This window comes from Heliomicrobium modesticaldum Ice1 (assembly GCF_000019165.1).
Taxonomy (GTDB): domain Bacteria; phylum Bacillota; class Desulfitobacteriia; order Heliobacteriales; family Heliobacteriaceae; genus Heliomicrobium; species Heliomicrobium modesticaldum.
Window position 1 is genome coordinate 898941 of record NC_010337.2, and the last position, 21729, is coordinate 920669.

The following is a 21729-nucleotide window of genomic DNA, read 5'->3' on the forward strand; positions in this document are numbered from 1 at the left end:
TTCTCACTCCAACGTCGCTTTTTCTCCTCAAAAACCATCCGTTGGCCGCCGTCCAACGATAGTTTCCATGATCCGATGCAGGGCTTTGCGCAGCGCCCCTTCGATCTCGCCGGCGTTTTGTTGATAGGCCTGCTCGTCCATCCCGAAGGGATCGGCGATATCGCCGGCGCCGCCGGCGTACTCTTTCAGGGTAAAGACCTTGGCGGCCTGCTCCGGCGCCATCTGCACCACCCGATCGCGGTGACTGCCGGTCATGGTCAACACCAGATCGGCTTCCCGGATCATGCTCGGCGTGAGAGACGCAGCTGCATGGCCGTCCAGGTTGAGCCCGCGGTCGGCCATCACCTTGCGGGCATGAACAGACGCTGGCGCCCCCGGCCACGCCGAGATGCCGGCCGAAAGGACACGGATCTGCGCCGCTTGGCCCATTTCGGCCAAAAGCGCATCGGCGATCGCCTTGGCCATAGGGCTGCGGCAGGTGTTGCCGGTGCATACGAACAACAAGGTGAACAATCGGCATCCCTCCGGACTTGGCTGACCTTAACCAGGACTGGCGCTTCCAAGCAAAAGCTTAATCCCAATACCTAATAAAATCAAGCCTCCCGCCAGTTGCGCCGTCGCGCCGAGCATCCGGCTCACCTGCTGCCCGATCCGGCAACCTGCCACCGTCATGATCCCGGCAACAACGCCAAAGGTCAGCACCGTCGGGAGCAGCTGCGCCCCCACCGTGCCGAGGGAAAAACCTACGCTCAAGGCGTCCATGCTGACGGCCGCCCCGATGACAACCAGTTCCCAGCGCGTCGGCGCGAAAAGACGCCCGCCGACGATGGCACCGGCGCCGACGATGGCGCCGCCACCTGAACCGTTGCCCCGACGCCGGGGGACGCTCACGGGAAAGGCAGGCCCTTCCCGCTTCTCCTTCCAGGCATGATAGATCATCCGTCCGCCCAAAAAAAAGAGCACCGCTGCGCCGATGAAACTGGCCAGACGGCCCACGACCAAGCCGAGGGCGCTCCCGGCCAAGATGCCGAACCAGGGCATGAAGATGTGAAAGAGCGCGACGACAAGCCCGAGCATGAAGGCGTCGCGGCGGCGCACCCCTTCCATGCCGATGCCGAGGGCCATGGAAAAGGCATCAGCGCCCAACCCCACCGCAAGCACACCCAAGGTCCAATAGGTCATTCCCCAACCTCCACTTCGCCGGAATTCGCCCGGAACCATGGAACGCCAAGCCATGCTATGTTATATGCCTTGGAAAGGGGGACGAGAAGAAGGCCTTCATCCCGGCCAGCGGCGCCCTCCGGCTGCTTTCTCCAGGCGGTTCATCAACGCCGAGCCGATGCCCCGATGCGGATAAGTTTCGGCGACAATCCGAGCTACAGTCGTCTGATCGAAGGCGCGGATCGCCCCAAAGAGGCGCCGAGCCACCGTCGCTAAGTCTTCCCGAGAACCGGTCAGACGAACCACCCATTTCTCTCCATGACCGGCATCGCCACACTGCTGAAGCATCGGCTCGATCCTGCGGTAGGTATCTTCAGAGATCAACAATCCTGTCGGACCGGCGTCATCGCCTCGTTCCGCAGAAGGAGAGAGCAGCCGGCGCAGCGCCTCCACCTGCCCTTCCCAGCCCCCGTCGAGCAGGTAGAGGGGCGCCCTGGGCGCATAATGGACATACTTCATACCCGGAGAAGGCGGCACAAAGTCCCCCGCTCCGCCGCCGGGCTCAACATCCCCGTCACAGCAAAACGCCTCAGCTGCCTCATTCGTACCGGCGACAGCGTCGGTGCCGGCGACAGCGTCAGTACCGGCGACAGCGTCAGTGCCGGCGACAGCGTCAGTGCCGGCGACAGCGCCGGTGCCTTCGCCGAGGCGCTCCGCCGCGAAGGCCGTCCGCACAGGCAGCCCCAGCGCTTCGATCATCTCCCGCGTCACACCGCCGGGCCGCAGGATCACCGCCACATCGCCCGTGGCGTCGACGACGGTCGACTCCAACCCGAGGTCGCAGTCCCCCCCGTCGACGATACCATCGATGCGCCCCCCCAGATCCTCCCATACATGGGCGGCCGTCGTCGGACTCGGCCTGCCGGAACGATTGGCCGACGGGGCGGCGACAGGCGTCCCTGCCTCGCCGATCAGCGCCCGGGCGACAGGATGGGAAGGCATGCGGACTGCCACCGTCGCCAGCCCGGCCGTCACCACAGCGGGAATCTGCGGCGACGCGGGCAGCACCAGGGTGAGCGGACCCGGCCAAAAGCGTTCGGCGAGACGCCGCGCCAACGCAGGGAAGCCGACGGTGAGCCTCGCCACATCGTCCCTATCGGCGATATGGACGATCAGCGGATTGTCGGACGGACGCCCTTTGGCGGTGAAGATCGCCGCCACCGCCTCAGCCTGTAGCGCGTCGGCGCCCAGACCGTAGACCGTCTCCGTCGGAAAAGCGACGAGGCCGCCGGCTTGCAGGCAGGCGGCGGCTTCGCGCAGCCCTTCCGCAGACACTTGGCGCGGGTCGACGCGCCAGATCTTTGTATCCTTAAAATCCCGTGCCATCGCTCAACGTCCCCCTCCAAAGCGCCATCGCGCTCACCCAGTGACTTCATCAACGCCGCATCCCTATTGCAGAAAAGAGGCCCGCCCCCTTCGCCCCTATCCCTTTGACGACCGAGAGGATTTCAGCGCTCCTTTCCTCCCGGCCAGACAGCAGTCACCACCCGGTCATGGCCTTGCCCGTCACGAATGAGCCCGATGTCTCTAAAGCCCTGCGCCGCGAAGAGACTGCTCACGGCCTCTCCCTGATTGTAACCGATCTCCAGCGCGACAAACCCGCCCGGCTCCAGGACGAGACCGGCCTTAAAGGCGAGACGGCGATAGAGGTCCAGACCGTCTTCCCCGCCGTCCAGGGCCAGCTTCGGTTCAAAGCCGGCCACCTCCCGCTGCAGCGACGGAATGTGCCCCGACGGAATATAGGGGGGATTGGAGAGGACTGCCTTCAGGCGGATGGCGGCATCGATGGCCGGATCCAGCAGATCGCCCCGGGCAAAGCGGATCTGCCCGGCCACGCCGTGCCGTTTGGCATTTTGACGGGCCACAGCCAGAGCCGCCTCCGAAAGGTCTGTCGCCAGCACCTGCAACCGAGGGCGCTCCCGGGCCATCGCCACAGCGATAGCGCCCGACCCGACGCCTACATCAGCGATCCACGCCGTCCTGTCCTGCCGTCCCAGCAGGGCCAGCGCCGTCTCGACGAGCAACTCCGTTTCCGGCCGGGGAATGAGCACCGCCGGTGTGACCGCAAAATCGAGGCCCCAAAACTCCTGCCGCCCGGTGATGTATTGGAGGGGACATCCGGTCAACCGTCTTTGGATCAGTTCACCGAGCCGTGCCTGTTGAGCGTCCGTGAGCTGATCTCGCAGCATCGCGAGCAACCCTGCCCGGCTGACGCCGAGTCCATAAGCGAGCAACACCTCCGCCTCCAGACGGGGCGATGGGATCTCGCTTTGCGTAAAAAAAGAAACCGCCGCCTGCAGAGCTTCCCCAACAGTCGCCGGCTTCCATTCCCATCGATCCATCTCTCTTTACTCCATCGTCTTCAGCTTTTCCGCCTGATCGGTCGTGATCAAGGCGTCCAGCAGCTCGTCCAGATCACCGTCGAGGATCGTTTCCAGCCGGTGCAGCGTCAGACCGATGCGGTGATCGGTCACACGCCCCTGGGGAAAGTTGTAGGTGCGGATCCGCTCGGAGCGGTCGCCTGAGCCGACCATGGACTTGCGCGCGCTGGCCATTTCGCCGTGCTGCTCCTCCCGGGCCTTCTCCAGCAGGCGCGCCCGCAGCACCCGCATCGCCTTCTCGCGGTTTTTGAGCTGTGACTTCTCATCCTGGCAGGAGACAACAATGCCCGTGGGCAGGTGGGTGATCCGCACAGCCGACTCGGTCTTGTTGACGTGCTGGCCGCCGGCGCCCGACGAGCAGAAGACATCGATGCGCAACTCGTTCGGGTTGACCTCGATCTCCACTTCCTCCGCCTCAGGCAGCACGGCCACCGTAGCCGCCGAGGTGTGGATGCGGCCGCTTGACTCCGTCGCCGGCACCCGCTGCACGCGATGGACGCCCGATTCGAACTTCAGCTTGGAAAAAGCGCCCTGGCCTTCGATGAGGACGATCACTTCTTTGAAACCGCCGATGTCGGTGTAGTTAGCCGAGAGCAGCTCCGTCCGCCAACCCTGCCGGTCAGCAAAGCGGCTGTACATGCGATAGAGGTCGCCGGCGAACAGCGCCGCTTCCTCGCCGCCGGTGCCGGCGCGGATCTCGATGATGACGTTCTTATCATCATTGGGGTCCTTCGGCAGCAGCAGGACCTTCAACCGTTGTTCCAGTTCCTCCTTGCGGGCTAAGAGTTCGTCCAGTTCCAGCGAGGCCATCTCCTGCAATTCCGGATCGGACTCAGCGAGCATCGCCCGGGCGTCGTCGATCCCTTGCAGGACGCCCTTGTACGCCCGAAAGGTGTCGACGATCTCCGTCATCCCGGCCTGTTGCTTGGCATGGCGCTGCCAGCGCGTCTGGTCCTGGATGATCTCCGGGTCGCTGAGCAACTGGGTCAACTCGTCGTACTTTTGTTCGATAATTTCCAATTTATCAATCATCGGTGTTCACCTGTCGCATTTCTTATTGTCAACCGGCCCCGCCCGCTGCCGTGCAGGCCGCTGCGGGCTCCTCTTCTGCAGCTCCTTTCCGGCGCTGGAAACACCCTTCCTTGACAGTCACATCCAAAGATGGAGCCGCCTGGGGAAGGACAGCCTGAAGCGCCCGGATGGCCACCTCGACCTGCTGGTCGTCGGGCTCCCGCGTCGTCATCCGCTGCAGCCAGAGGCCGGGCTGGATGAAGAGGCGCATCAGCCAGAAGCGGCGATAACGCCCGGAGAGCTTGATGATCTCGTAGCTGATACCGGCGACAAAAGGAACAAGTCCCAGCCGGTAGATCACCTTCCAAAAGAGCGTAGCATCAGGCAGCAGGGAAAAGGCAAAGATTTTAATGACCATGACGAAGAGCAGGAAACTGGTTCCGCAGCGCGGATGCAAGGTCGTCTGACGCTGGGCATTAGCGACCGTCAGCTCTTCCCCCGCCTCATAGGCGTGGATCACCTTGTGCTCGGCGCCGTGGTATTGAAAGACCCGCTGAATGTCGGGCATACGCGAAATCGCGGCGATGTAACCGAAAAAAATGGCGATCCGGACAAAACCTTCGATCACGTTTTGGAAAAAGAGGTTAGGAACCATCTGACGGGTCAAGTGAGCCGCCGCCGTCGGCAAAAAGATGAACAGGCCGGCGCCAAGGACCATGGACACGGCGACGGTGGCCGTGATCTCCCAAGGGGTAAGCTCCTCTTCCTCCTCTTCTGTCGCCTTGCCGGCCGAAAAGGAGAGGGCCTTGATCCCCAGGATCAGCGCGTCCAACAGCGCCCCTGTTCCGCGAAGGATCGGGGTTCTCATGAGGGCACCATTCATCCACGATGCCACCGGCCGCTTCTCAGTGACGATCTCCCCATTGGGACAGCGGACTGCGATGGCCATCTCATCGGGACCACGCATCATGACCCCTTCAATGACGGCCTGGCCGCCATATTGAAAATTCCCCATCCACTTCTCCCCCGATAGAAAAAGAGCAGAGCTTAGGCAGGCTCTGCTAGGCAGTTTATAGACCGTACTTTTTCTTAAACCGATCCACCCGGCCGCCGACTTCAACTGTACGGCTTTTGCCGGTGAAAAAAGGATGGCATTTGGAGCAAACGTCCACTTTGATCTCTTTGCGGGTCGATGTCGTTTCAAAAGACTCGCCGCAGGCGCAATGCACTTTCGCCCGGTGCACTTGCGGATGGATGCCTTCTTTCACAGGGCTCACCTCTTTCCCCAAGACCGGAACGCGGAACCGGTCAGACTATGGCTCTCAGTAACAAAGGAGATTATACCATAGCCCAAAGAATGGCGCAAGAAAAATGATCCCTGCCATGTCAGGCTTTTCGGCCCCCTTTTACAGGTCGGCAGAAGCGCCGCGCAGATACGCCGCCGGGTTGACGGCTCGGCTGTCCAGGCGGACCTCAAAGTGCAGATGGGGCCCTGTGGCCACACCGGTTGCGCCTACTTGCGCGATCGGCCGCCCTCGTTCCACGCGCTCCCCTTCGTTCACCAGGATCTTGCTGCTGTGGGCATACAGGGTCGCCACCCCGAAGGGGTGTTCGATGATCACCGTCTGACCGTAGACAGCCTTCCACCCGGCGAAGACGACGCGACCCCGTTGGGCGGCCCGGATCGTCTCGCCCTTGTCGGCGGCGATATCGATCCCGTGATGGAAGACGCCCCTCCGGGGACCATAGGGGGATGTGACGGTCCCCTCCAGCGGCGTCACGAGGGAGGACAGGATAGCCCCCCTGGACGGGTTGCCGCCATCAGTATCGCGGCGCCCCTCACAGAAGGCGGGATCGCCCGACAGGGGCAGGCGCAGCGGCTGCCCCGGCTGCAACAGGCCGGTCTTCAGCCCGTTCATTTCCTGCAATTGGGCGACGGAGAAGCCGTAGATGCGCGCAATGCCGTAGAGCGTCTCTCCCGGAGCGACGCGGTGCAAGGTCCATCGCTCGGCGGCGCCTTCGGCAGGGCGAACGGACAGCCCTTCGGCAGCCGTCGGTCCCGGTGCCGTCTTCGCCTCATACACCAAGTCGCCTTTTAACAAGCGCCAAAGGTCGCCTTCGGCGGCAAAGCCGGCGCCGGGGAGCGGGAGCAGACAAAAGAGCAGCGTGAAAAGCAAGAGACGGTAGACCCCCCCGGGGTGCCTGCCGTCTCTTTGCATCGGGGTCATAAAAAAGTATCACCTCAGAATCCTTTACGGTCCATCGGGTAGTCTAACCGAAAACCGCGCCGGCTATTCGAGGCTACCAACCGGCATCGCCCGGGATGCCGCCAATTCCGTCACCGTCTAACCGAAAACCGCGCCGGCTGTTCGAGGCTACCAACCGGCATCGTCCGGGATGCCGCCAATTCCGTCACCGTCTAACCGAAAACCGCGCCGGCTGTTCGAGGCTACCAACCGGCATCGCCCGGGATGCCGCCAATTCCGTCACCGTCTAACCGAAAACCGCGCCGGCTGTTCGAGGTTTGCCTGGAGCGCCCGCTTGGCAAGCCGTCGCCGGTTCGCCCAGTACAGGACAGGGAAATAGGCGACGACATAAGCGGTGACCCCGTTGATGGCGCTGCCGGTGATAAAGCAAAGGCCCACCTCTTTCCAGAAGCGCAGTTCCCAGAGGCTCCCTCCGGCGGCCTCCTGCAGCGGCCGGCCCCACACCCAGGATCCCACGGCCAGGTTGGCGGTGATAAACAAGGGGATCGCCCACTTAAAGAGCACCGCCGTGATCACCGCCGCCATCCGGTTCCCGCGCAACAGCGCCGCCGCCATCCAGGCCGCGACCAGGCCCAGTCCGAAAAAGGGACCAAACCCGGAGGCAAAACCGAGGGCGACGCCGCGGGCCAGCGGTTCCGGCTGATCCTTGAGCCGCAGCAGCCGCAGATAATGAAAGCGGAGAAATCGTTTGCACCGTATCCATGCTGTCAAAACATCATCCCTCCCACTTTCAAAAAACGAAGCAACCGGGAACGGGCCGAACAACCGCGCCTGCGCCATTTCTGCCGCCCTTCTTTACAGCGGCTGTCCTCAGCGATTCGGGGTATCCCCGGCCGCTCGGAACATCCCCGGCCGTTCGGAATGTCCCCGGCCGTTCGGAAAGCCGGAGCTTATCCCTGCGCTTCGTTGCGACCCCGTCCGAAATGGGGCTTCCGATCCAGCCTATGCAGCGCATTGATGAAGCGGACGGTGCCTGTGCGACCGCGGATGACGACCGTATGGGTCACCGCGCCCTGGGCGGTGTACTTGACACCTTTGAGCAAACTACCGTCAGTGATCCCGGTGGCAGCGAAAATCACGCCGTCGCCGCGGACCATGTCTTCAAGCAGGAGGATCTTGCGGGGATCCTCAAGACCCATAGAGACGCAACGGGCCTCTTCCTCCGCCGTCTCCGGGCAAAGTCGTCCCTGCATCTCGCCGCCGAGGCAACGGATGGCGGCGGCAGCGATCACCCCTTCCGGGGCGCCGCCGATACCCATCATGATATCGATGCCCGAATCAGGGAAAGCCGTGGCCACAGCTGGCGCCACATCGCCGTCCGGGATCAGTTGAATCCGGGCGCCCGCTTTCCGACAGCGGCTGATGAGCTCGCTATGGCGGGGGCGGTCAAGGATGACCACGCTCAGTTCATCGATCTTTTTGCCGAGGGCGTCTGCCACGTTCTTGAGGTTATCCTCTACCGGCGCATCGAGGTGGATGCGGCCTACGGCGGCAGGTCCCACGGCAATTTTATCCATATACATGTCCGGGGCATGCAACAGGCATCCCCGATGAGCCGCCGCCAGGACGGAGATGGCACCGTTCAAGCCTTTGGCGACGATGTTGGTGCCTTCAAGGGGATCGACGGCGATATCCAACTCGGCATCGCCACCGGCGCCCACCTTCTCGCCGATGTACAGCATCGGCGCCTCATCCATCTCCCCTTCACCGATCACGACAACCCCGTCGATGCTGACTGTGTCGAACATGGCGCGCATCGCTTCGGTGGCCGCGTCATCGGCGGCATGCTTGTCGCCTCGCCCCATCCAGCGAGCCGACGCCAACGCGGCGGCCTCGGTGACGCGAGCGAACTCAAGAGCCAGTTCCCTGTACATCCTGTTTCTCCTTCCCTTCTGCGCGACGCCGCCCTTTTTCTCATCCCCTCGCCGGTTTCCCCAGAAGCGGGCGATGCTGGCGCTGCGCCGCGCCTCCCCTGTCCCATCGGGAAAAAGCAGTTCCGAAGGAGCGTCATCATTCATCAAAGACGCATTCGGAGCAGCCCCCCTTCAAGCTGAGTCAGAAGAGATAGACGTTCCGTCTGTAGAGCAAAGATTGTGCCGGATTCTCTGTGGAGCAAAGCTTGTGCCGGCTTGGCCGACCGGCGGAGCCGATTCGGGATAAAAAGGGGCCAGCCTCTCGCGCCGGCCCGCTCTGCAACAGTGCTCCGCAGCTTCGTTTCGCCTTGAAGATCCCTTGTAATCGCCTTGAAGATCCCTTGTAAACAGGCTACTTGTCTTTGACCGATTCCCAGTCTTTCAAGAAGCGCTCAATCCCCAGGTCTGTCAGGGGATGCTTCACCAGCTGCATGAGGACTTTGAAAGGCACCGTCGCGATGGGAGCGCCGGCGCGGGCCGCCGCGCTCACATGGACGGGGTGGCGGATGCTGGCGGCGATGATCTCCGTGGCGATGCCGTGGATGTCGAAGATCTCCACCAGCTCGCGGAGCACATCCATGCCGTCGTGGCCGATGTCATCGAGGCGGCCCACAAAGGGGCTCACATAGGTGGCGCCGGCGTTGGCCGCCAAAAGGCCCTGGTTGGCCGAGAAGATGAGGGTCACATTGGTGCGGATGCCTTCCTGGGCCAGCCGCGCCGTCGCCGACAAGCCGGCGGCACAAAGGGGGATCTTGATGACGATGTTCGGATGGATCTTCGCCAGTTCCCTTGCCTCAGCGATCATTCCCTCCGCGTCGGTGCTGATCACCTCGGCGGAAATCGGTCCGTCGACGATGGCGGCGATCTCCTGCACCACCTCGCGGAAGTTGCGCCCCTCTTTGGCGATCAGCGAAGGGTTGGTCGTGACACCGCTGATCACCCCAAGCCGGTTGGCTTCCCGGATCTCGTCGATGTTGGCGCTGTCCAGAAAAAAGCGCATCCTATCCCCTCCTAGGCTTTGCCGTTGGAACCAAAGATACGGATCTTTTCCCGAATAACCTCACTCATCTTCAGCTTGGCGGGACCGAGGATCTTGCGGGGGTCGATCTCCCGCGGGTTCTTCTCGATCGCCTCTTTGACGCCGTCGACAAAGGCTTCCCGCAGGTTGGTGTCGATGTTCACCTTGCGGACCCCGAGGGTGATGGCCTTTTGAATATCTTCCTCCGGAACGCCGGAGGAGCCATGGAGGACGATGGGGATGTTGACCAACTGGCGGATCTTGGCAAGACGATCGAAGTCAAGTTCCGGGCGTCCTTTGTACTGGCCGTGGGCGGTGCCGATGGCCACAGCCAGGGCGTCCACCTTCGTGGCATCGACGAACTGCTTCGCCTCGGCCGGATCGGTGAAGAAGGCGTCACGCTCATCGACGTGGATGTCATCCTCGGTCCCGCCGATCTTGCCCAGTTCGGCCTCGACGGAGACGCCGACGGCGCGGGCCACTTCCAGGACGCGGTTGGTCAGGGCGATGTTCTCCTCCAGGGGGTACTTGGAGCCGTCGATCATGACGGAGGTAAAGCCGCTGCGGATGCACTGGATGCACTGGGCGAAACTGGTGCCGTGGTCCAGGTGCAGGGCCACGGGGACAGAGGCAGTTTCGCCGGCCAAGCGGGCTAGGGCGACGATATATTCCAGTCCGGCATACTTGATCGCCCCCTGGGAAGCCTGGATGATGACAGGGGCTCGCTCCGCTTCTGCCGCGGCAACGATGGCCTGGACGATTTCCATGTTGTTGCAGTTAAAGGCGCCGACGGCGTACTTGCCTTCTTCGGCGGCGGCAAGAAGTTGGGAGACTGGAACCAATGGCATCGAGACATCTCCTCCTACATCGTTATCCTTGGAATCCCTTCGCCAAATGAGGCGGTATTCCCTTCCCGCTAGTATGCCCATCAGGCGGCTGAACAGGAAAAACCGCGGAACAACTGGAGTAGAGTCCGCGGTGCCTGTCACAATATCGATGACGATGATGATTACGGTGATTTCTTCCGCCGCCGGCGGCCTCGACTGCTCTCCCGGTGCCCCGGGGCGGCGCCTTGGATCTGCAACTCGGCGCAGCGCTTCATGGCCTGCAGGTCCTTGTCCGATTCGGCGTAGCAGACGTAGGTGTTATCGCAAGCCTCACAGCGGAGCTCCACCCGCTCCGGGTACACCTCCACATTGATCTGAAAACTGCCGCAGGAACAGGAGAGAGCGCCCTCCTCGGCCAGCTTGTGCAGCCGTTCGAGAACGGCGTACATCACCTCAGGATTTTCAAAAAAATCGGTCAGCCCCAGGTTCTCTGCCATCTCCTGCAGGGATTTGTCCTGGTTCAGGATGGCCGTTTTGACCTTCTCGCGGGGGCCGATGAAGCCGATCTCGACCAACGTCTCGGCGCAGCGGAGTTCAGTCAGTTGCGAAGACCAGAGCTGCTCCCGGGGGAACCAGTGGAGGTGTTGGGTTTCGCACATGATGCAATGCGCCTGCAGCCAGAACCGCCTGCGGTCCTTGCTCCCCACCGTCATCAGCCCGGCTCCACAGGAACAATGCAACTTATGCACTTTTCTTCCCGCAAAGGCAAACAAGGACAGGGCGTGAAAGTCCATGCGGCCACAGGCGGGACAACGAAGAGCCACGACTGTCATGGTGGACAGGATCATGTGGCGAACCCTCCTTTCTACCCCCAGTATTCAACGTAACAGGGCAAAATCCTTTTTTGTCAACTCCGATATTCGAAGGGAGATGCGCGCCACCGGGTGATCTTTTGCGTCAGTTCCATCACATCGAAGGGCTTGATCAAATGGTCCAAGATGTCGAGGGCGCCGGCCTCCTTGATCAGGGAAAGATCCTCATAAGCGGACATCAAGATGACCGGCAACCGGTGGCCTCGCCGGCGCGCTTCCGCCAGCGCCTCCAGACCGGTCATGGCCGGCATCCTGACGTCGAGCAGCATCAGGGAATACTCCCGCCTCCCCAGCTTTTCAAGGGCCTCTGCCCCGCTGGCCGCCACCTCAACAGGGACGCCCACCAGGTGGAAGGCCTCGTACAACAGGCGGCGGACACCTTTTTGGTCATCGACAACCAATACCCATCGGGAATCGCCCATAGGACGTTCCACCTCTCCCGCAAACACCGAGCGTCATTGTGAACGAAAAGGCCGGGCGGCTACCCCGCAGGCCGCAGGCCGCACCGCAGGCCGCACCGCAGGCCGCACCGCAGGCCGCACCGCAGGCCGCACCGCAGGCCGCACCGCAGGCCGCACCGCAGGCCGCACCGCAGGCCGCCCAGGCAGACTATCGTTGCATCTTGCGTTGATATTTCGTTACAAGAAAAGAAAATCCTGCCTCTGCAAGGGGCAGGCAGGACTTTTATCGCAGATTTTCATCACCTTGCAGGCTCTGTCGGCCAGTCTGTCTCACCGAGATGATAGGGGGAGCGTTCCGAGCGACGGGAGCAGGGACAGCGCGATCAGGATAAACAGGAACAGGGCAAGCATGAGCAGCAACAGGGGCAGGAGGAGGACGAACACGGCCCGTCCGGTGGAGAGCCGCAAGGCCGCTTTGATCGCCAGCGCCTGCAGGATGAAGATCCACAAGGTCACCGCAAAGGCGCCGAGTCCCTGCACCGCTTGTCCGCCGGGGGCGTACGTCCCGATCAGACCGAGGGGGGCGTAGAGGAGCATGGGCCAATAGGTCAGCCCGAGGGAGGCCAACAGGCCCTTGCCGTTGCCTACGCCGCCGAGCAGTTCACCGATGAGATTGAAGAAGCCGGTCATAAATAACCAGGTGAAGAGGCCGAAAAGGACGCCAAAGAGGCGTATGCGGGCCTTGAGCCCTTCTAAGAGCGGCCCTGCCAGTTCCGGCGGAAAAGGACTGTCCGGGCCGCCTGCGCCCCCCAGGCTCAGATCGATGAGCAGGTTGACGACAGATGCGACCAGGACAACGGACAGCGCCAAGCCGAGCGGTTTCTCCCGCGCGGCGACGGCGAAAGCCTGTTTCGGCTTGACCAGCACATGATAGAGGTAATCCCAACAGTTCCAACGGCCAGGCCTTTCGTCTTCACCAGCATGCGCCCTCTGTTCCCCATCGGCATGCGGCCTCTGTTCCCCACCGGCCTTTTCCTCAGGGCGCCGCAGGGGAGGCGCCTCTCCTTGGTGCTCTGTCACCATCGGGCAGATCGGTCCCCCTGTCGGCGCGCCGGGCTCGACGGCGCCCGACAGACTCGGTGCTATCGCCCTCGACTCACTTGACGCCATCTCGCTTGAAGGGATTGGAAGGTTCACTTTCCCTGCCCGTTCTTCCGCTCTCTCCTTCTCCATAACCGACCGTTCCTTTCTTCATGGCCTCCGACATTCCTTAAGGGGATAATCAGATATTTTGTTAAAACCGTTTCACGCCCTCCGCTTCATCTTAAAGCCGCTTTAAGCCATCTGCCTCATCCTTAAAGCCGCTTCAAGCCATCTGCCTCATCCTTAAAACCACTTCAGCCATCTGCCTCATCCTTAGAGCCGCTTTAAGCCATCTGCCTCATCCTTAGAGCCGCTTCAAGCCCTCCGCTTCGTCCTTCCTCGTCAAAGCGATCAGGGCAAGGGATTTTTTGGTTGCAACAGGTCAAGGAGGCGCACGGGAGAAAGGGTTTGCCCGAAAAGACCCGTGCTGGTCATGCCGGATAAGAGGCGGTCAAGGGCGGAGCCCCTGCCGTACTCGCGGATCTCCGGTTCGCCCCTTATCCCTGCCATCGTCCCCGCCAGCGCCACAGCATCGTAGAAGTTGCCCAGTTCATCTACCAGCCCTAATTCCTTGGCCTGCCGTCCCGTAAAGACCCGCCCGTCGGCAAGGGCGCGCACCTGCTCATGGGGCATATGGCGGCCTTCGGCCACGACGTCGATGAACTGCTGGTAAATGTCATCGACCATGCCCTGCAGGATCGCCCGCTCTTCCGGCGTCATCTCCCGCGCGGAAGAGGCGATGTCTTTGTAGGGTCCGCTCTTGATCACGTTGGGCCGGTAGCCGATCTTCTGGTAGAGCTCCGTCAGGTTAGCCAGGTCGAGGATCACCCCGATGGAGCCTGTCGTGGTGGCCGCGTTGGCGACGATCTTATCGGCCCGCGCCGCCACCCAGTACCCGCCGGAGGCCGCCACATCGCCCATGGAGGCGACCACCACCTTACCGCTCTCGCGGAGGCGATCCACCTCGCGTCCGATCTCCTGAGAAGCCGCTGACGTTCCCCCGGGCGAGTTGATCCGCAGCACCACCGCTTTGATCTGCTTGTCCTGCTGAAGCCGGCGCAGCGCCTCGAGCACCTGGCCCGAACCGGATTCTCCGCCGAGCAATCCGGCGCCGGCGCCAGCCCCGGCGTCGGCGATCATCCCTTCGAGCCGCACCACGGCGACGGTGTTGCCCGCCGAAGGGCCGTCGGCGCGGTGCGCGCCCGGCCGGAAGAGGATGAGCAACACCGAAAGAGCCACCACCGCCAGGACCGCGCCTACCACCCACTGTTTCCTTTTTGCCAAAACAACCAGCCTCCTCCGGCTAGACTCGTCCTTCGTCTGACCGTTCGCCCCGAGGGGAGACGGCCGGTTTTATTCCAATCGGGCGGCCTCTTCCCTGCGTCCGCTGCCAAGTCTTTGCCGCATTGTCGACTCGGCGCTCACATGGACGCGGGGCACATTCAGAGCTACCACCGTGCGCCGAGCCGGAAGCTGGACGACCGTCCCGAGCTGCACATCAGGGATGTCGGTCACATCGATCATCGTCATCTGCATGGCTACTTTGCCGAGCACCGGCGCGCGCCGTTCGCCGATGCGGACCGACCGAGCCGTCGGACCGAGGCCGAAGTAGGCAGCCGATGTCTTCACCAGCACCTTCGCCAGGTCCCAGAGGCTTACCGGCACGCTGACCGGTTCCAGTTGGTAGCCGTCGACATAACCGACAGGCAGCACCGCCACCCGCGTCTCTCGCCGGGTGACATAGGCGCGCCCGTAACCGACGCCGTGCCCCGGCGGCAGGGTGGCCACATGGGCCACGCGCGCTTTCAGACGCCAGACGTCGCGCAAGGCCAGACCGGCAGCCACCGGTCCCGCCGGCTGTCCGTAGAGCAGCGTGCCGATGCGCACACCGTCAAAGTGGTACTGCGGGAAGGCCAGGGCCGCCGCCGAGTTGGCCACATGCTTGACCGGGATCGAAAATCCGGCGCAGGCCTCCATGGCGGCCACCGTCTCCAGAAAGCGGGCGACCTGGCGGTGAACCTGGCGGACATCGCCCGTCGCCGCCGTGGCCAGGTGGGTAAATGCCCCCTCCAGGTACAACTCGTCCTGGCCGACAATGGCCGCCACCAGCAGCGGCGCAGCGGCGGCAACAACGCCCGTCCGCCCCAGGCCGGTCTCTACCTTAATGTGGACCGGCAGCCCCCGCCGGCCCTGACGCCGGGCTTCCTGGGCGATCTGCACGGCTCTATCGACGTCGCTCACGCTGGCCGTCAAACCGAAACGAACCAGATCGCCCGTTTCTTCCGCCATAAAGGGAGCCATCACCAGGATGGGCGCATCGATGCCGCTCCGGCGCAGTTGGACGCCTTCGCTCACATGGGTGACAGCCAGCCGGTCGACGCCGTTTTCGACGAGGCAGCGGGCGCACTCGACGATGCCGCAGCCGTAGGCGTTGGCCTTGACGACACCGTAGAGGATCTTTTCATCGCCGAGATACTGCCGGATCGATCGCGCGTTGTGGGCCAGGGCGTCCATGTCGACCTCGACCCAGCAACCCAACCCCCGGGCAGCTTCATCCCCTCTCCTGTCTTCGGCGTCTGCGCCCTGCGGGCGAATTCCGTTCATCAGTCTTTGGCCTCCTTGGCTTTACGATCCCTTCCGGCGGGAGAGGGCCTTGCGGACAAGGTTTTGGTACATGGGCTCGGCCACGTTCCAGAGGTGGTAGAAAAAAGGCTGGTATACCCGATCATATTCGCCGATAAAGCCTACATAGTCGCCGTTGAAACCGCGCTTGAAGCGGACGAGGCCGTAGAGCGGATGGTCTTCGCCGACCTGACCGGGCACGCCGCGGAAATCGTAGAGGGTGCAGCCCTCGGCCTTGGCCCAACAGATCATCTTCCACTGCAGCAGGTAGTTGGGCATGACGTTGCGGTGGCGGTTCGAAGAGGCGCCGTAGATATACCAGGCCTTCTTCCCCAGGATGAAGGCCAGCGTTCCGGCGATGGCCTCCCCCTGATAGCGGGCGATGAAGAGCTTGGCCATCCCCGCAGGAACCAGGTTGTCCCACATGTCCTCAAAGTAAGCGTAACTCCGCACGAGGAAGTTGTCCCGCTCGCTCGTCTCCTTCAGGACCTTGTAAAAAAGGGGAAGTTCCTCCTTGCCGCAGTCCTCGTCGATGACGACGCCCTTCTTCTCAGCCAGACGTATGTTGTAGCGCGTTTTCTGATGAAAACGGGCGAAGATCTGGTCTAAGTCGTCAGATATGTCGAGCCGGAAGACAAAGCGCGGTTGGACGCCTTCAAAACCTTCGCCCTTGTCGACGCGGCGAAAGCCGCGCGAGCAGAGGTATTCGGTCCAGTCCGGCGCCGGGTCGATGACATCGGGATCGATCTTCAGAAAAAGGGCCTTCTCCCGCCGGGCCAACGCCTCGATCCCTTCCAGCAGCCGATCGGCTGCGTCGGGGCGCGCCGGATCGATGACCGGTCCCCGAGGCGCGTAGAAGATATGCTTGCCCACGACCGGGATGCGCCGCTTGAGGATGGAGACGGCCGCCAGTGGCGTCCCCGCTTCCTCCACCATCAGCCGGTGCGGTTGCCAGCCGGTGCGGGACTTCACATCGCCCCACTCCCAGGACTGGAGTACATGGCCCTTCGGATGCTCCGCCATGAACCGGTTGAAACGCTCCTTGTCCTGGATAGCCAGTTCGCGAACGTTCAAGTTGGAAAATCCCCTTTCTATCTGGCAAGCTATTTCCCGCTCATAACCGAGGAGACCTTTCCGAACCCTCAAAAAGGACTGCGAAAAGGCCTCCGTCTTTTTCCGTCTTGATACATCTTTGCAGATGCTGCTCCTGTTTTCCGTTTTAATGCATCTTTGCAGATACTGCTCATGTTTTCCGTTTTAATGCGTCTTTGCAGATGCTGCTCATGTTTTCCGTCTTGATGCGTCTTTGCAGATGCTGCTCATGTTTTCCGTCTTGATGCGTCTTTGCAGATGCTGCTCATGTTTTCCGTCTTGATGCGTCTTTACAGATGCTGTTCATGCTTGTCCAAGGCGGCGCTGACAAAGTCCCGGAAGAGGGGGTGCGGCCGGTTGGGCCGGGATTTGAATTCGGGGTGGAACTGGGAGGCGACGAACCAGGGGTGATCGGCCAGCTCGACGATTTCCACGAGCCGGCCGTCAGGTGAGGTGCCGGAGATGATCAGGCCGGCTTTTTCCAGGGCGGCCCGGAAGTTGTTGTTGAATTCGTAGCGGTGGCGGTGCCGCTCGTAGATGACCTCTTCCTGATAGGCATTCCAGGCCTTGGTGTTGCGGTTCAGACGGCAGGCCCAGATGCCCAGGCGCATGGTGCCGCCTTTCTCCTCCACGTCCTTCTGCTCCGGCAGGAGGTCGATGACGGGGTGCTCCGTCGCTTCAGCGAACTCACTGGAGTGGGCGTCCTGCCAGCCCAACACGTTACGGCTGAACTCGACGACGGCCAGTTGCATCCCTAAGCAGATGCCCAGCAGGGGGATGCCCTTTTCCCGGGCGTAGCGAAGGGCTGTGATCTTGCCCTCGATGCCCCGGTCGCCGAAGCCGCCGGGAACGAGGATGCCGTCTACGTCGGAGAGGAATTCATCCGGATCGGCGCCTTCCAGATCGGCCGAGTAGATCCACTTGATCTTGACGGCGGCGTCGTGAAAGAGCCCGGCGTGGCGCAGCGATTCAGCGACGCTCATGTAGGCGTCGGGCAGGGCGACATATTTGCCGACGAGGCCGATGGTGACCTGGCGCCGAGGATTCTTGATCTTCTGGACCAAGGCTTCCCAGTCCTGCAGGTCAGGCTCGCCGCACTGCAGGTTCAATTTCTCAATGATGATGTCGTCGAGGCCCTCTTTTTTCAGCAGAAGGGGCACTTCGTAGATGGTGTCGCAGTCGACGTTCTGGATGACCGCTTCCGGCTCGATGTCGCAGAAGAGGGCGATCTTCTCTTCCAGTTCCTTCGGGAAGGCTTTTTCCGTCCGGCAGACGATCACATCAGGTTGGATGCCGATGCTGCGCAGCTCCTTGACGGAGTGCTGCGTCGGTTTTGTCTTCAGCTCGCCGGCGCTGGAGATGAAGGGCATCAGCGTCACATGGATGTAGACGACACGCTCCTTGCCGATGTCCGACTTCATCTGGCGGATCGCTTCCAGGAAGGGCAGAGACTCGATGTCGCCGACGGTGCCGCCGATCTCGGTGATCACCACGTCGGGGTTGCTCTCGCGCGCCACCCGCAGGACCCGCTCCTTGATCTCGTTGGTGATGTGGGGGATGACCTGGACGGTCCCGCCGAGGAACTCGCCTTTGCGTTCTTTCGTGATGACCGACCAGTAGATCTTGCCGGTGGTCACGTTGGAGGCCTTGGTCAGGCTGATATCGACAAAGCGCTCATAATGGCCCAGATCCAGGTCTGTTTCCGCCCCGTCGTCAGTGACGAAGACCTCGCCATGCTGGTAGGGGCTCATGGTGCCCGGGTCGATGTTGATGTAAGGGTCAAACTTCTGGATGGCCACTTTGAGGCCGCGGCTTTTGAGCAGGCGGCCGAGGGAAGCGGCCGTGATCCCTTTGCCCAAGGAGGACACGACGCCGCCGGTGACAAAAATGAACTTCGTTTGCATATCCATGCCTGCTTTCTCTTCGACCGTTCACTCCGGTTCGGGTTTTACACTCCATCTATTCTACCCAAAGAGTGTCAAAGGATCAACAAAAAGCGAGCTTATTCAGCTCGCTCCCAGTCGTCATCTCGGATCCGACCGTAGTCATGGTCGCGGTCGTCATAATCCTCATCGTCGCCGCTCTCGCCGTCTTCATACTCGACAGTCTTGTTGAGCAAGGAGATGGTCGGGATGCGCCGCGCCGATTTGGCCGGCGCCCAGTTGCGCAGGCCCCAGAAGCCGTTGCCGATGTGGACAAAGCGCATATCCAGGTTCATCTGGGTGTACACAGCGGCGATGGACTTGGGATCCTCCGGGTCTTCATAGCCGATGCGGGCCAGTGCCTGCACGATCAGATCCCGGAAGTGGGTGTTTTCTCCCTTCTCCTTCAGCAGTTGAAAGAGCACATCCATTTCGGAGACCCGGCGGCCGGTGTTGACGGTGGTGATGGGTTCGGACACTCTGCAGCACTCCCTCGATATCGTCGGACGCTCTTTGCGCGTTGGGTTAGCGGCTGGGGCGGGTTGGGCCGTTCGCTAAGCGCTGCGCAGCGGCTACGCGGGGGCGCCAAAACTTACGGGCTTTTCTGCAAGTCATGGCGCCTTAATCCGCTTCGCCGCTTTCGCTCGCACTCGCCGCTTCGCGCAAAACGCTCACGGTCCACCCACCCCAGGCCACAATTCATCATCGGGCTTCCGGGCGAAGGATCCTTTTCCGCCCAAGGCCACAATTTATCATCGTGCTCCCGGACGAAGGATAACCTTTATCCACCGAGCCACCATTCATCACCCTGACCTGGGCGAGAGAGACCCTTTCGACGGGGTCCTTCTAGTATTTTACACTTGACTATACTACATACGCTCCGGTGCTGTCAAACCCATGCAATGGAGGACGTTGCGGAGGACGATGCGCGAGTCGTCGACGAGGAGGAGGCGGGCGTCGCGCAGTTCCTTTTCGTCGGTGAGGACGCGGCAGTGGGTGTAGAAGCTGTGGAAGAGGGCGGCCAGATCCTGGGCGTAGCGGGCCATGCGGTGGGGCTCCATCTGGGTCGCCGCCCGGGCCACCTCGTCAGGCAGGTCGGCGATCTTGCGGATCAGGGCGAGCTCGGCAGGGTGGTCGAGGACGGTCAGGTCAAGGCCAGCCTCGACCTGTTGACCCTGAGGCACGGCGTAGCCGGCTTCCTGAGCGGTGCGCAGGATGGAGCAGATGCGGGCGTGGGCGTATTGGACGTAAAAGACAGGGTTTTCTGAGGACTGGCGCTTGGCCAGGTCCAGGTCGAAGTCGAGGTGGGCGTCGGCGCCGCGCATGACGAAGAAGAAGCGGGCGGCGTCCTTGCCGACTTCCTCGATCAGTTCGTCGAGGGTGATGTACTGCCCTGTCCGCTTGGACATGCGGACGATCTCGCCGCCTTTGTAGAGGCGCACCAGCTGCATCAGGATGACATCCAATTTCTTAGGGTCGTAGCCGACGGCCTTGACGGCGTTTTTCATCCGCGAGACGTGGCCGTGGTGGTCGGCGCCCCAGATGTTGATCACCCAATCAAAGCCGCGGTCGAACTTGTTTTTGTGGTAGGCGATGTCGGCGGCGAAATAGGTAGGGATGCCGTTGGAACGGACGAGCACCTCGTCCTTCTCCTCGCCGAGGGCCGTCGCCTTGAACCAGAGGGCGCCTTCGTTTTCGTAGATGTAGCCGTTAGCGCGCAATCTTTCCAGGGTCTGCTGGATGGCGCCGGAGTCGTGGAGGGACTGCTCGGAGAACCAGACATCATAGACGACGCCGAAGCGCTCCAGGGTCCGGCGGATAGCGTCCAGCTTCTCCCGCAGGGCGTATTTGACGAGCATCTCCCGGCGCAGGGAGGACTCCAAGGCCAGGTATTTGTCGCCCTCTTTGGCGATAAGACCGCGCATCGTCTCGACGATGTCCTCGCCATGGTAGCCTTCCTCCGGGAAGGGCACGTCGCGGCCCAGGAGTTGCAGATAACGCGCCTCTAGGGACTTGGCGAAATTTTCGATCTGATTGCCGGCGTCGTTGATGTAAAACTCCTTCTGAACATCGAAGCCGGCCAGGCGGAGCAGGTTGGCCAGGGTGTCGCCGAGGGCGGCGCCGCGGGCGTTGCCCATGTGCAGGAGGCCTGTCGGGTTGGCGCTGACAAACTCCACCTGCACCCGCCGTCCGGCGCCGACCTTTGAAGCGCCGTAAGCTTCGTCCGCCTGCTGGACCGCCGGGAGGACGGGGTAGAGCCAGGCGTGGTGCAAGGTGAAATTGATGAAGCCCGGGCCGGCCACTTGAACGTCTTTCAGCCAATCGCCCCGGTCGATGCGGGCGACGATCTTTTCCGCCAGTTGGCGGGGGTTCATGCGGGCCTCTCGGGCCATCAGCATAGCCACGTTGGTGGCAAAATCGCCATGCTGTTTTTCCCGAGGCACCTCCAGGGCGAAGGGCGGGATCGGCCCAACGTTCACCTCTTTGGCGTTGCGGGCGCCTTCCAGGGCTTGGACGACGGCGGCCGAGATGCGGCGGCGAATAGCTTCAACGAAGTTCACTGAATCTATGTTCCTCCTTCACGGTGATCAAGAGGGAGTTGTCGCTCAGCTTGCGCTGATCAAACTGCAGTTCATATTCCAGATTGATGGAGCCGCCTTTGTCGCCCAGGTCCACCTGCACCTTGGAGGGGAGGACGCCCATGTGCATGCTGCCATAGGGGGTGACATAGACCGACTCGTTGAGGACGCCTTCCTCGAAGGTCTGCTTCAGTTCTGAGCGACCCATGCGGTTCAGGGTCACCCGGTTCGCTTCGACCTTCAGGGCGGTCGTCGTCCCTTCCATCCCGGAAATCTCAGATTCGTTATAGACGATGTAATAGGAGTTGGGCTTGATGAACATCCTGCCTTCCGTGACGAGATGGATGGTGTCTGTTTCCCCAACGTCGTTCCTTTGGGTTCCCAGGACCGATACCAGCACGTCCTTTTTCATCTGAACGCCCTCTTTCCTATAAAATTGCCTTAACAATTCGGTGACAGA

At 61.9% G+C, this 21729-nt stretch carries 22 protein-coding genes; all 22 read right to left on the reverse strand.

All coding sequences use genetic code 11. The features are described from left to right. Positions 1-27: 27 nt before the first annotated feature. Positions 28-513 carry a low molecular weight protein arginine phosphatase gene (locus HM1_RS16115; protein ID WP_012282016.1) on the reverse strand — a complete coding sequence of 162 codons (486 nt, stop codon included), beginning with the start codon at positions 511-513 and terminating at the stop codon, positions 28-30. Between the two features lie 27 nt (positions 514-540). Continuing rightward, positions 541-1182, reverse strand: a complete 642-nt coding sequence (locus HM1_RS04035; RefSeq protein ID WP_012282017.1) for a manganese efflux pump MntP — start codon at positions 1180-1182, stop codon at positions 541-543. A 96-nt stretch (positions 1183-1278) separates the two neighbouring features. After that, positions 1279-2547: an L-threonylcarbamoyladenylate synthase gene (locus HM1_RS04040; RefSeq protein ID WP_012282018.1), complete on the reverse strand. Its 1269-nt coding sequence runs from the start codon at positions 2545-2547 to the stop codon at positions 1279-1281. Between the two features lie 122 nt (positions 2548-2669). Continuing rightward, positions 2670-3563 carry a peptide chain release factor N(5)-glutamine methyltransferase gene (prmC, locus tag HM1_RS04045; protein WP_012282019.1) on the reverse strand — a complete coding sequence of 298 codons (894 nt, stop codon included), beginning with the start codon at positions 3561-3563 and terminating at the stop codon, positions 2670-2672. A 6-nt stretch (positions 3564-3569) separates the two neighbouring features. Further along, positions 3570-4634, reverse strand: coding sequence for a peptide chain release factor 1 (gene prfA / locus HM1_RS04050; RefSeq protein ID WP_012282020.1), 1065 nt, complete (start codon positions 4632-4634; stop codon positions 3570-3572). A gap of 28 nt (positions 4635-4662) precedes the next feature. Next, positions 4663-5628, reverse strand: a complete 966-nt coding sequence (locus tag HM1_RS04055; protein WP_012282021.1) for a DUF1385 domain-containing protein — start codon at positions 5626-5628, stop codon at positions 4663-4665. A gap of 55 nt (positions 5629-5683) precedes the next feature. Continuing rightward, complete coding sequence (gene rpmE, locus HM1_RS04060; protein ID WP_012282022.1) at positions 5684-5881, reverse strand: 50S ribosomal protein L31; 198 nt, start codon at positions 5879-5881, stop codon at positions 5684-5686. Between the two features lie 138 nt (positions 5882-6019). Further along, positions 6020-6841 (reverse strand): peptidoglycan DD-metalloendopeptidase family protein, encoded by an 822-nt coding sequence (locus HM1_RS04065; RefSeq protein WP_083765101.1) that lies wholly within the window; start codon positions 6839-6841, stop codon positions 6020-6022. Positions 6842-7099: 258 nt separating this feature from the next. After that, positions 7100-7591: a DUF2062 domain-containing protein gene (locus HM1_RS14430; RefSeq protein WP_012282024.1), complete on the reverse strand. Its 492-nt coding sequence runs from the start codon at positions 7589-7591 to the stop codon at positions 7100-7102. Positions 7592-7770: 179 nt separating this feature from the next. Then, a complete protein-coding gene (gene glpX / locus HM1_RS04075) occupies positions 7771-8754 on the reverse strand; it encodes a class II fructose-bisphosphatase (protein ID WP_012282025.1) in 984 nt (327 codons plus the stop codon). A 391-nt stretch (positions 8755-9145) separates the two neighbouring features. After that, positions 9146-9793 (reverse strand): fructose-6-phosphate aldolase, encoded by a 648-nt coding sequence (fsa, locus tag HM1_RS04080; protein ID WP_012282026.1) that lies wholly within the window; start codon positions 9791-9793, stop codon positions 9146-9148. Between the two features lie 11 nt (positions 9794-9804). Next, positions 9805-10659: a class II fructose-1,6-bisphosphate aldolase gene (locus HM1_RS04085; protein ID WP_012282027.1), complete on the reverse strand. Its 855-nt coding sequence runs from the start codon at positions 10657-10659 to the stop codon at positions 9805-9807. Positions 10660-10820: 161 nt separating this feature from the next. After that, positions 10821-11486 (reverse strand): hypothetical protein, encoded by a 666-nt coding sequence (locus HM1_RS04090; RefSeq protein ID WP_012282028.1) that lies wholly within the window; start codon positions 11484-11486, stop codon positions 10821-10823. A gap of 59 nt (positions 11487-11545) precedes the next feature. After that, positions 11546-11932 carry a response regulator gene (locus tag HM1_RS04095; protein ID WP_012282029.1) on the reverse strand — a complete coding sequence of 129 codons (387 nt, stop codon included), beginning with the start codon at positions 11930-11932 and terminating at the stop codon, positions 11546-11548. A gap of 309 nt (positions 11933-12241) precedes the next feature. Further along, complete coding sequence (locus HM1_RS04100) at positions 12242-13144, reverse strand: Yip1 family protein (RefSeq protein ID WP_083765103.1); 903 nt, start codon at positions 13142-13144, stop codon at positions 12242-12244. A gap of 261 nt (positions 13145-13405) precedes the next feature. Then, positions 13406-14338, reverse strand: a complete 933-nt coding sequence (gene sppA, locus HM1_RS04105; protein ID WP_012282032.1) for a signal peptide peptidase SppA — start codon at positions 14336-14338, stop codon at positions 13406-13408. A gap of 69 nt (positions 14339-14407) precedes the next feature. Continuing rightward, positions 14408-15658, reverse strand: a complete 1251-nt coding sequence (gene alr, locus HM1_RS04110) for an alanine racemase (protein WP_049754034.1) — start codon at positions 15656-15658, stop codon at positions 14408-14410. Positions 15659-15679: 21 nt separating this feature from the next. Further along, positions 15680-16750, reverse strand: coding sequence for a lipid II:glycine glycyltransferase FemX (locus tag HM1_RS04115; protein WP_012282034.1), 1071 nt, complete (start codon positions 16748-16750; stop codon positions 15680-15682). Positions 16751-17058: 308 nt separating this feature from the next. Further along, a complete protein-coding gene (locus HM1_RS04120) occupies positions 17059-18672 on the reverse strand; it encodes a CTP synthase (RefSeq protein WP_012282035.1) in 1614 nt (537 codons plus the stop codon). A gap of 98 nt (positions 18673-18770) precedes the next feature. After that, positions 18771-19169 (reverse strand): DNA-directed RNA polymerase subunit delta, encoded by a 399-nt coding sequence (gene rpoE / locus HM1_RS04125; RefSeq protein ID WP_012282037.1) that lies wholly within the window; start codon positions 19167-19169, stop codon positions 18771-18773. 390 nt (positions 19170-19559) lie between these two features. Continuing rightward, entirely contained in the window at positions 19560-21251 is a 1692-nt protein-coding gene (gene argS / locus HM1_RS04130) for an arginine--tRNA ligase (RefSeq protein WP_012282038.1), read from the reverse strand. After that, complete coding sequence (locus HM1_RS04135; protein ID WP_012282039.1) at positions 21238-21681, reverse strand: YwiB family protein; 444 nt, start codon at positions 21679-21681, stop codon at positions 21238-21240. Before HM1_RS04135 ends, argS begins: the two co-directional genes overlap by 14 nt. Positions 21682-21729 lie beyond the last annotated feature (48 nt).